12 protein-coding genes are annotated in these 9,805 nt (G+C 65.4%); 5 read left to right on the plus strand and 7 right to left on the minus strand.

The genetic code is table 11. From position 1 onward, the window contains the following. The 5 genes from G4O04_04250 to G4O04_04270 all read right to left on the minus strand — a co-directional run. A partial coding sequence (locus tag G4O04_04250) for an alpha-galactosidase (GenBank protein HEY57734.1) occupies window positions 1-319 on the minus strand: 319 nt, incomplete at its 3' end. Then, complete coding sequence (locus G4O04_04255) at window positions 319-834, minus strand: hypothetical protein (protein ID HEY57735.1); 516 nt, start codon at window positions 832-834, stop codon at window positions 319-321. The genes G4O04_04255 and G4O04_04250, both read right to left, overlap by 1 nt. A gap of 30 nt (window positions 835-864) precedes the next feature. Further along, window positions 865-2,160 (minus strand): MFS transporter, encoded by a 1,296-nt coding sequence (locus G4O04_04260; protein HEY57736.1) that lies wholly within the window; start codon window positions 2,158-2,160, stop codon window positions 865-867. Beyond that, the gene (locus G4O04_04265) at window positions 2,157-3,203 is read right to left on the minus strand and encodes a tyrosine-type recombinase/integrase (GenBank protein ID HEY57737.1); all 1,047 of its coding nucleotides are present in this window, start codon (window positions 3,201-3,203) and stop codon (window positions 2,157-2,159) included. The genes G4O04_04260 and G4O04_04265 overlap by 4 nt, the downstream gene beginning before the upstream one ends. After that, window positions 3,200-4,666, minus strand: a complete 1,467-nt coding sequence (locus tag G4O04_04270) for a hypothetical protein (protein ID HEY57738.1) — start codon at window positions 4,664-4,666, stop codon at window positions 3,200-3,202. The genes G4O04_04265 and G4O04_04270 overlap by 4 nt, the downstream gene beginning before the upstream one ends. 115 nt (window positions 4,667-4,781) lie before the next feature. Between G4O04_04270 and G4O04_04275 the strand changes: the two genes are divergently transcribed. Beyond that, the gene (locus G4O04_04275; protein HEY57739.1) at window positions 4,782-5,222 is read left to right on the plus strand and encodes an OsmC family protein; all 441 of its coding nucleotides are present in this window, start codon (window positions 4,782-4,784) and stop codon (window positions 5,220-5,222) included. A 114-nt stretch (window positions 5,223-5,336) separates the two neighbouring features. On the opposite strand, the gene murA is transcribed toward G4O04_04275, so the two are convergent. Then, window positions 5,337-6,629 (minus strand): UDP-N-acetylglucosamine 1-carboxyvinyltransferase, encoded by a 1,293-nt coding sequence (murA, locus tag G4O04_04280; protein ID HEY57740.1) that lies wholly within the window; start codon window positions 6,627-6,629, stop codon window positions 5,337-5,339. Between the two features lie 71 nt (window positions 6,630-6,700). Next, window positions 6,701-7,555, minus strand: a complete 855-nt coding sequence (locus G4O04_04285) for an SAM-dependent chlorinase/fluorinase (GenBank protein HEY57741.1) — start codon at window positions 7,553-7,555, stop codon at window positions 6,701-6,703. A gap of 107 nt (window positions 7,556-7,662) precedes the next feature. On the opposite strand from G4O04_04285, the gene G4O04_04290 reads away from it, so the two are divergent. From G4O04_04290 to G4O04_04305, 4 genes are all read left to right on the plus strand, one after another. Continuing rightward, entirely contained in the window at window positions 7,663-7,869 is a 207-nt protein-coding gene (locus G4O04_04290) for a hypothetical protein (protein HEY57742.1), read from the plus strand. Window positions 7,870-7,899: 30 nt separating this feature from the next. Further along, window positions 7,900-8,304, plus strand: a complete 405-nt coding sequence (locus tag G4O04_04295; protein HEY57743.1) for a DUF2089 domain-containing protein — start codon at window positions 7,900-7,902, stop codon at window positions 8,302-8,304. Continuing rightward, window positions 8,304-9,269 (plus strand): hypothetical protein, encoded by a 966-nt coding sequence (locus G4O04_04300; GenBank protein ID HEY57744.1) that lies wholly within the window; start codon window positions 8,304-8,306, stop codon window positions 9,267-9,269. The genes G4O04_04295 and G4O04_04300 overlap by 1 nt, the downstream gene beginning before the upstream one ends. Then, window positions 9,266-9,805, plus strand: a 540-nt coding sequence (locus G4O04_04305) for a hypothetical protein (protein ID HEY57745.1), incomplete at its 3' end; no start/stop codon positions are given. The genes G4O04_04300 and G4O04_04305, both read left to right, overlap by 4 nt.

Raw genomic sequence — 9,805 nt, forward strand, 5'->3', positions numbered from 1 at the left:
CCAGGGCGAAGAAGGGCGCGTTCCAGTTGAAGCCCGCCGGCACCAGGTTCCCTTGGGCGTCGCGGAGGAGCCAGTCGGGATGCTCGGCGAACAGACGGCTGTGCGGGCTGACGATGAAAGGCGCCCACCAGATTCCGGGAGTGCGGTCGGCCTGGCGAATGCGCCGGGCCAGGGCGTCCATCCCAGCGGGGAATTTGGCGTTGGGCTCCCAGTCCCCAATGGCCTGTTGCCAGTCGTCGTCGATCTGGAACACTTCGTAGGGCAGCCCGTCCAGCCCGGCCAGGACATGTTCCAGCAGGGGGTGGCTGATGTCTTGCATCACGCTGTACTAAGAGCACCAGACCCGCGGCGGTGAAGTTTGGCCCCGGCGTCCCAGGTGGCGCGCAGATGGTGGGCGTAAGCAGTAAAGGGGGCCTTGCCCTCCCCGGCGGCCAGGAACCAAGGCACGGCGCCGTGTTCGCTCCAGCCGATGAGCGTCTCGCCCTCCAGACGCAGGCGGCTGTCCAGCCCCAAAGAACCCAAAAGCAGGCGCTCGCTGTTGGGGCCTTCCATCACGGCTAGGCCAACGCTCCACAGGGAAGGGCTTTGATGCAGGTAGGCCGGATCGTCGGTTTGAGGCCAGAGAGGGCGTTGGGTGGGCGTCGGAAGGGGCTGAGCGGGGTCGAGCCAGGTGGCCAGGCTCCACGAATGCCAGCCGTGGCGGTAGAAGCGCACCAGCGGGAAAGGCAGCCGCAGGCGTACCTCGGCGGCCTGGCCGACGAGCAGGTCGTCTTCCGTGGGCGTACAGGAGATGCTGGTTTTCAGGGGGAGGCCCTGGAGCGTCACAGTAGGCATGGCGAATGTCTTCTCCTCCGTGGTTGGGCATCAGACTGTGGCGCTGTACGTCTGGCTGGCGCGGCGGGCCATTTCATCGCGCAGGCGTTTGACATCGCGCTGCACGGTCCACAGCATACCGGTGAAGATAACGGCGCAAAGGAGCCAGGCGCCAATGGAGACCGACAGAATAGCGGCACCCATGGAAGTGTGGTCAGCCACCCAACCGGCCAGAGCCGGGGCCACGGCGGCCCCCGAATTCTCGATGAAATACTCGATAGCCTGGGCCGTGCTGCGCACTTCGGGAGGATTGATGTCCTGTATCGTGGCAACCACATTGGCACTGGGCAGGGGGATGAAAATGGCACCGATGAAAAGCAGCGTGGCAAAAAGCCTGCCCTGCCCAATGGGGGTGTTGAGGGCCAGGGCGAGGAAGAGCATGCCGAAAAGCACGCCGGTAATGGCGACCAGGATGCGGCCTCGCGAGGTGCGGACGAAAAGACGGTCCCCTAACCAGCCGCCCAGAAAGTATCCTAAGGCCATGAAGAGCAGCACGGGCAGCATGGTTTGCAGTACCTGGCCCGAATTGTAGCCGCGCTCTTTGGCCAGGTAGTCGAAGAAGAAATAGGTCAGCACATTCCAGGGGAAGACGCCGAAGAATCCCTGGACGAAAAGGAGGCGCATGGTGGGGCGGCGGAAAATTTCGCGGGCCTCGCGCCAGGAGAAGCGGAACAGGGGGATGTCCTCCTGACCGGCGAATTCCGGTTCGGCCTGCCCCCGGGGGGCTTCGGGAACCCAGCGATAGATGGCCAGGGCCAGCAGGATGCCCAACCCCCCGGTGATGTAGTACACGGCCCGCCAGCCGATGATGGGGGCCAGGGCCAGCGCCAGCACCATTCCAATAAGGTAGCCAAAAGGCATGGCGATTTGCAGCAGGCCGTAGATGCGCCCCCGCTGTTGGGGGGTGAAATAATCGGCGACCAGGGAATAAAGGCCGGGGTAGGAAGAGTCATCGATCCCTGTGCTGGCGCGGGTGACCAGAAAAGCGGGGTAGGTGGGGGCGACGGCGCTCAGCCAGGTGGTGCTTCCCCAGATGAGCGAGGCCAGGGCCAGCAGTTTGGCCCGGGCGTAGCGGTCGTAGAGGTATCCCCAGACGGGGTAGAGCACGGTGCCGACGACTAATGCGCCGGTGACCAGCAGGCCAAATTGGAAATTGTTCAATCCAAAGGTCTCGCTGATAGGGCCTTTGAGCGGGCCGATGAGCAGACGGTCGGCCTGGTGGAGCAGCATGAAAGCGAGAAAAATGAACACCACGCGAGACGAGGTGCGGGCAGGGCGAGGGTTCATTGCTTCTTCTCTTCGGGGTTGGGGTGGAAAAGTGGGGGCGTGGCCGGGTCGTTTTGCTCGAAGATTTCCCAGTAACCACGGTCGAGTTCGTCATCGCTCAAATGGGCGTAGCGTTGGGTGACGGTGATGTTGCGATGGCGGGCCAGTTCCTGGGCCAGTTTGAGGTTGCCGCCGGAGCCGCGCAGGACGGTGGTGACGAAGTAGTGGCGGAAGGAGTGGGGGGTGATAGTGCCCACGGCCTGAGGGCCCAGGGCTTCGCGCACCCTTTGGGCCACGATGTTGCGACCGGTGGCGGTGGTGATGGGGAGGACGCGCTTCCCGGCGCCTTTGTCGTGGCGGGCAAAGAGGGGCAGCGAGGTCAGCGGGCGGCCCGACGCGCCATCCAGAGGGGCGCGGGCCTGGAGGTAGTCTTGCAGAGCCTGCATGGCGCGGCGGGAGAAGCGTACCACATCCTGACGGTTGCCTTTGCCGATGATGAGGGCTTTGCCCTCGCGCCAGTCGAGATCGCCGCGGCGCAGGCTACAGGCCTCGTGCACGCGCAGGCCGGTGTCGGCTAAGATGAGCAAAAAGGCCCGGTCGCGCAGGTGGCGGAGGCGTTCGCGGTCGTCGTGGGCCGGGAGGGCGGGAAGAGATTGCGCATAGGCAAGGACTTGCTCGATGGCCTCACGGGGAAATTGAGGGAGGCGCTGCCCCGCTCGTCGGGCGCGTTGGCGGATGAGCATACGCACCCGGGGTAAGTTCACCGCCGTCATCCCCTCGGCGGCTAGGTATTCGTAGAAGGTGGTCGCTGCGGTGAGATACAGCCGCTCGGTGGCCGGGGAAAAATCCTTCAACGCCTGGGCAAACCAGGCCACGGCTTCTTCTTTCAGCGCGGTGATGGGGACGGTTTCCGGGTCGAGTTCGTGYGCTTTGAGCACCRYCAGGAAAAGACGCAATCCGTTGCGGTAGGTCCGCGCGGTATTGGCGCTACGGGCCAGAGCGACGGTGTCCAGATAATTCGCCACCGCYTGGGCGATGGAGGGCGRGGAGGGGGAATTCGTCATGGCTCGGGTTCGGCGAGGAGGCTTTCGGTGCCCCCCATGGGGTGGGGAACCCAAACCTGGTGCAAGGGTTGGTTTTGGGCGTCGTACACGGTGAACGAAACGCCGGGCTGCGGCTCGGAAGTCAGGCGCACCACGCCGAAGTGGGGGCGGTCCACGACAAAAAGCCGTTGCAGACGCCGCACGGGCCAGGGGGCGTGGGCGCGCCAGAGGTAGCGGGCCAGTCCGTTGATCTTTTGGGCGAAAGGCGATGCACAGAATTCCCACAATGTGAGCCGTTCGCCATCCTCGGTGCGTATTTCGGCGCGGATGGCGTGGCCAGCGTGCAGGTCGCCGGTGAGGATGAACAGCCCCGGCACCCGATGGGCGGCGATGAGGTGGAGTAGCCGCCGGCGTTCATCGGGGAACCCGTTCCAGCGGTCGCGGGCGAGGTCCGCCCAGGAGTCGGAAAGAAGGGAGATCGAAGAGACGATGAATTTGAAGGGGAAGCGGTCACGCATTGCCAGGAGCCAGTTCTCCAGGGCGCGCCATTGGGCCGGGTTGAGCAGACGGCGCTGCTCCGGGGCTTTGACGCGGTGGAAGCGTGTGTCGAGCACGAAGAAGGCGGCGTTGCCGTAGGTGAAGGTGTAGCCGAAATGCCCTTCGTCGCCCATGAGGATTTGGGGCCGCTGGATGTCGGCACCCTCAGGGGGGTGCAGCAACGGGGGCGCGTGGAGCACCTGGTGTTCCCAGTACGCCTGGAGGGCTGCCCGCACCCGTTTGCGGGAGAGGTGACGCTCTTCGCGGGGGCGTCGGTGCCACCAGCGGATGGCTTTGTCCCACCAGGGGATGTCGGCGGTGAGGCGGTCGAGGTTGGTCCAGTGCCAGTCATCGTCCACCTCGTGGTCGTCCCAAATCATGTAGGCGGGCAGGTGGGCCAGCAGGTGGCGCAGGGCCGGGCGGGACCAGTTATGCCGGTAAATGGCACGGTAGTCGTCGGCCGTCAGGGCCACCCGACCCAGGCCGTTGGCGTCCCAAGCGTCGGCGTAGATCTGATCGCCCAGCAGTAGCCAGAAGCGCAGATCCTCCTCCAGACGGCGTTGATCCAGGGCGGTGAAGATGGCGTCGTCTTCGGGCCGACGGGGCAAAAAGCAGGAGCCAAAGGCAAAGGCGATGGGCTGGTCGTCTCCCTCTTCGGGGGCGGTGCGAAAGGAGGGGTACGGCCCGCTCTGGGGGTGCGGTGGGGTTTCGTCCAGCGTCAGGGTGTAATGGTACCGGGTATCGGGTTGCAGGTCGCTCAGCGAGACCACGCCAGCGAAACCGGTGTCGGCGCTTAACAGGGTGGCCCCCACATATTGCGCATCGCTCAGGTCGGGCTCGCGCCCTATCCAGGCGTACATCATGGTTTGTTCGTCGGCGCGGCCCCAGAGTTTGGCTCCATGGGCGTGCACACCGCCGACCACAGGCCCCAGGACGAGTTCGGCCATGTTCGCATCCACCTCGTAGCATTGGCAACAAGTCAGATGGGGATATTATACAGCAGACCACCTTCAGGAGTGCGGTAAAATGGGGCGCATCCCAAAATGCGATTCGGGAGGGCTTATGGCAGGCGAATGGATTAAGGTCCAGGCCGATTGGGTGGAGGGGACGAACTTCGTGGCCACCAACGAGGCGGGAGGGCGGGTGGTCGTCGGGCAGGTGCAGGGCGAGAAAGGGATCCCGCCTATGCAGTTGCTCCTCGTCGGGCTGGCCGGGTGCACCGGCGTGGATGTGGCGCTCATCTTACAGAAAAAGCGCGCCGATTTGAGGGGGTTACGGGTGGAGGTGAAGGGCACGCGGCGCGATGAGCACCCCCGCGTGTACACGCGCATCCACATCCACTACATTCTCTGGGGCGATTTGAAGGCCAAGGATGTCGAGCAGGCTATCCAGTTGTCTGAAGAAAAGTATTGTTCGGCCAGCGCGATGTTGGGGGCGGTGACGGAAATCACCCATGATTATGAAATCCGTCCGGCCGAGGAGGCGCCTGCGTCGCAGGGCTGACCCCCTTGGTGGGCTTCATGCTGAGCGGGTTGGGCGCGGTGGATGGCCCAACCCGCTTTTTGTTCGGTGGCGATTTCGTGTAGCCAAAAAAAGCGTTGCCCTTCCCCCCATGGTTCATCCCTCTGCCACGCGCTGAATGCGAGCCCCCAGGGCGCGCAATTTTTCGTCCACCCGCTCGTAGCCGCGGTCGATCTGGCGAATGTTGCGGATTTCCGAGGTGCTGTGGGCGGCCAGAGCGGCCAGCACCAGGGCCATCCCGGCCCGGATGTCGGGGCTTTCCAGTTGTTCGCCGATGAGTTCGCTGGGTCCACTGACGATGACCCGGTGGGGGTCACAAAGCACGATTTGTGCGCCCATGCTTACCAGTTTGTCGGTAAAGAACATGCGGCTGGGGTACATCCAGTCGTGGAAGAGGATGGTGCCTTTGGCCTGAGTGGCCACCACGATGGCGATGCTCATCAGGTCGGTGGGAAAACCCGGCCAGGGCATGGCGCTGATTTCGGGGATGAATTCCCCCAAATCGCGCTGGATTTCCAGCGATTGTCCGGCCGGGACGAGGACATCCGCTCCCTCGGTCTGCCAGTCCACGCCCAGGCGGTTGAACACCAGGCGGATCATGTCCAGATGTTGGGGGCCAGCGTTGCGGATGCGGATGCTGCCGCCGGTGAGGACCGCCGCGCCGATAAAACTAACCACTTCTAAGTAGTCGGCGCCGATGGTGAATTCGGCCCCGTGGAGCCGCTCCACGCCCTGGATGTGGAGCACATTGCTGCCCACACCTTCGATGTGGGCGCCCATGGCGTTAAGCAGGTGACAGAGTTCCTGAACATGGGGCTCCGAGGCGGCGTTACGGATGACCGTTTCACCACGGGCCAGAACGGCAGCCATGATGGCGTTTTCGGTGGCCGTCACCGAGGCCTCATCGAGTAGGATGTCGGTACCGCGTAGTCCCTGAGCGCGAAAGGTGAAGCGCTTGGCGCGCCGGTCGTAGGCCGCTTCGGCACCCAACGCCCGCAGGGCGAGCACATGGGTGTCCACCCGGCGGCGACCGATGACATCGCCGCCGGGCGGCGGCAGTTCCAGTTGCCCGGTGCGGGCCATCATGGGGCCGGCCAGCAAGATGGAGGCGCGGATGGCGCGGGTGAGGTGCGGGTCTAGATCGGCCGGATGGACTTCTTGGGCGTGGATGCGCCAGGTGTGGTCGTCGAGGGTATCGATGCGCACCCCCAGGCTTTGGAGCAGGGCGCGCATGGTGAGCACATCCCGGATCTGGGGGACATTGTGCAGCACCACAGGTTCGTCGGTGAGCAGACAGGCGGCCAGCAAGGGTAGGGCCGCGTTTTTGTTGCCAGAAGGGGTGACCTCGCCCTGGAGGGGGAAGCCACCTTCGATGATGAATTTTTCCATGGCTGTTCCCTTCGATCTGGCAAAGATGGTGGCGCCACCCCCGGATTGGGGCGGCGAAGCGGAGGAGGGGCTTACGCCAGCAACTCAGTCTCCAGGACGACGGGGTCGCCCGAGGCGAGTCCTGTTTGACGGGCAGCCGAACCGCCGTTGACCACCAGTTCGAGCAGGCCCGTGCTGCCGACCAATGCGCCGACCTGGCCGGGAGGCAGGTCGGCGAAGGTGGTCACGATGGGGACGCGCTCCCCCGAAGGGAGGCGGACGGCGCGGGGGGGCAGACGCACTGGAGGGCCCTGGTGGAGCCAGGGGGTCAGCTGCCACCCTTGGGGTCCGGGCTGCCAGAGGCCCAGGGAGGTCAACAGGTTGCCGAAATGGTCTGCGTGGAGCACCTCTCCGTGAACCTTCCTCTGGGCGTCCACGCGGCAGGCGGGCAGGGGAAATTGCCGGGGCTGCTCGATGCGCGGGCCAAAGGCCGCGCCGGGGACGCCCAGGGCGGCGTAGGCGGCGGCAGGGGCAAAGATATCGCGCCCGTGAAAGGTGGCGCTGACGCCGGGCAGGCGAAAGGCGGGGTGGCGCAGTTCGTAGGCCGGACCGGGCTTTTCATGCCAGAGGTAGGTGAACAGGCCGTTGTCCGGGCCAATGAAGCGATACCCGCCGCATTCGAGCAGCAGGGCGCGGCGCGCGGTGCCCACCCCGGGATCTACCACGGCCAGGAACACCGTGCCTTGGGGAAAGTAGGCGTAACTCTGCCAGAGCACGAACGCCGCCCGGCGGATGTCCCCTGGCGGGATGTGGTGGGTCAGGTCCACCAGCCGCGCCTGGGGCGCAATGCGGGCGATGACCCCTTTCATGATCCCCACATAGGGGTCCAGGGTGCCAAAATCGGTGAGGATAGCAACGGTGGCCGGGGGAGAGGTTGGAAAACTCATAGCGTTGTTTAGAAAATTAAAAATTGGAACTTGACAAACCTTCAAAAAATTGTATAATGGTGGCGTAAAGTGAAAGCCTTTTTGGGATTCAGTAAAGGAGGTGGAGGATGATGGAGCAGTGGGTGTATCATGACCGGTTGAAACTCTGGCTGTTGAGTGAGAGCCAGCGCGAACGGAAGGAGCGGGGGGCGCTTTGGCTGGAGGCGCAGGAAGGCGCAGCCCACCCGCCTCCGGTGGCGCCTGCCGGAAAGAGGCTGGACCGGCGTCCGACCCAGCGGAAACCCGGGCCCGATTGGGGCTATTTTACCCCATAGTGGGCCGCTTTGGCGGGAAAGGAGTGCAACATGCATGCTCTTCCGGCACGATGTCCTATTTGCGGCGGCGAACTGGTGGTCACCAGCGCTCAGTGTCGGGTGTGCGACACCCGGCTGGAGGGGCGCTTTGCCCCCCAGGTGACCGCCTTCGCCGCGCTCAACGCCCAGCAACTGGCCTTTCTGGAAACCTTTTTGCGCTGCGAAGGCAAGTTGAATTGTGTGGGCGATCGTTTGGGCTTGTCCTATCCCACGGTGCGCAACCGCCTGCGCGAGGTGATTCGCGTCTTGGGATTCGAGCCTGAAGGGGTCGAGGAGGCAGGCGAAGCGGCCGTGCCTCCGGACGAGGAACTGCGCCGCCAGGTGCTCGACGACCTGGAAGCCGGGCGCATCACCCCCGAGGAGGCGTTGCGCCTTTTGGAAGAAGGAGGCGCGTGATGGGTTGGGGTATGGGAAAAGCGCGGCTGTGGTGGAGCGAGGAACAGGTCTCCTGTGAGGGGATGGAGGAGGTACATCTGTGGGTCAATGGCCCCCTGTTGCTCATCGGCGCGGGCCGGGGGGCGACTTTGCGGGTGGCTGGGCTGGGCAAACGCAGGGTCAAGGCCGCGGGCAAGGTGGTCGAGGTGCGCATGTGGGGGCCGGTGCAGGTGAAGGTGCCTGCGGGGTGCCTCGTACGTGCCCAACGGGTCAATGGCCCCCTGACCGTGAAGCACCTGGAGGGCGCTTTGCACCTGGAGACCGTCAACGGCCCGGTCACCGGGCAGGATGTGGCGGCGGTGCAGGTGGGGCAGGTTCGCGGCCCGCTGATGCTCCGCCGGGTGAAGGGCGCTGTCCTGGGCGAAGGCCCTCGCGGGCCGCTGACCCTGGAGGATGTGCAGGGCGAGGTGCGGCTGGATTCTCCTGTGCGGGGGGCGCTTGACCTGCGCCAGGTGGCCGGGGATGTGGACCTCACGGTGCGCGGCAATGCCCGCTGGGTGGGCCCACTCTCGCCGGGGCAAACAGTGCGCCTGAAAGTGGACGGCGACCTGCGCCTGGTGCTGCCTGAGGAGAGCGATGTGCGCATCGTTGCCCGGGTGCAGGGCGACCTGCACGCGCCTGTTGACACGGTCGGGGCGACGCAGGGACGCTGGGAAACCACCCTGGGCCAGGGCACGGCCACCCTGGACCTGGAGGTGGGCGGCGATTTGTGGCTGGCTTGGGCCACCGAAGCTGAGGAGACGGCGGAAGGGGAGGCGGACCTCCCCGACTGGTCGGCCGCATGGCCCGAGGAGGAGGCCGCGTCGTCCCGCCGTCCGACGGCGGCCGAGGAGGAGCGCCTGCTCGTGCTGCGCATGCTGGCCAACAAGCGGATCACGGCGGAAGAGGCGGAGCGCCTGCTGGAGGCTCTGGAGGGCGAGGGATGAACGCGCGTCGCCGTTTGCTGCGGATGGTGGAGGAAGGCCGTCTGACCCCTGAGGAGGCGCTCCTCCTGTGGCGGGCGCTGACCCCGCAGGAGGCTACCAGCCCCTCCGCACAGGTGGTCCCGACCCTGAGGAAGTCGACGCGCCCAAAGGAACAGATCCGCCTCCTGGCGGGTTTCCGGGTTCTGCCCTGGGTCGTGGGGGGTGTGGGGCTGTTCTGCTTCGGCGGCACATTCTGGGCCGCGATGTGGGGTGGGGCCGGATGGCTGCTCGGTCTGCTTTGCCTGCTGCCCGTGGGGTTGCTTGGGCTGCTGGCGCTGGGCGTGGTGTGGGCTGCCTGGCGCGGGGCATGGGTGCGGGTGGAGATTCGCCGGCCGGAAGATGAGGCAGGACAGCCTTTCCGGCTAGCCCTGCCTCTGCCGGTGGGGTGGCTGCCGCTGGCCTTCCGCCTGGCCCGGCCCTGGATCGGCGAGGCGTTGCCCCTGGAGGGCCGCAACCTGCGCCAGATGCTGCAGGTGTTGCGCCAGGAACCCCTCTGG

Source organism: Anaerolineae bacterium (assembly GCA_011176535.1).
Taxonomy (GTDB): domain Bacteria; phylum Chloroflexota; class Anaerolineae; order Anaerolineales; family DRMV01; genus DUEP01.

Coding starts and splice junctions, on each gene's coding strand:
- G4O04_04255 (HEY57735.1), bottom strand. CDS start 834: ATGCCTACTGTGACGCTCCAGGGCCTCCCCCTGAAAACCAGCATCTCC.
- G4O04_04290 (HEY57742.1), top strand. CDS start 7,663: ATGATGGAGCAGTGGGTGTATCATGACCGGTTGAAACTCTGGCTGTTG.
- G4O04_04285 (HEY57741.1), bottom strand. CDS start 7,555: ATGAGTTTTCCAACCTCTCCCCCGGCCACCGTTGCTATCCTCACCGAT.
- G4O04_04260 (HEY57736.1), bottom strand. CDS start 2,160: ATGAACCCTCGCCCTGCCCGCACCTCGTCTCGCGTGGTGTTCATTTTT.
- G4O04_04295 (HEY57743.1), top strand. CDS start 7,900: ATGCATGCTCTTCCGGCACGATGTCCTATTTGCGGCGGCGAACTGGTG.
- murA (HEY57740.1), bottom strand. CDS start 6,629: ATGGAAAAATTCATCATCGAAGGTGGCTTCCCCCTCCAGGGCGAGGTC.
- G4O04_04300 (HEY57744.1), top strand. CDS start 8,304: ATGGGTTGGGGTATGGGAAAAGCGCGGCTGTGGTGGAGCGAGGAACAG.
- G4O04_04275 (HEY57739.1), top strand. CDS start 4,782: ATGGCAGGCGAATGGATTAAGGTCCAGGCCGATTGGGTGGAGGGGACG.
- G4O04_04270 (HEY57738.1), bottom strand. CDS start 4,666: ATGGCCGAACTCGTCCTGGGGCCTGTGGTCGGCGGTGTGCACGCCCAT.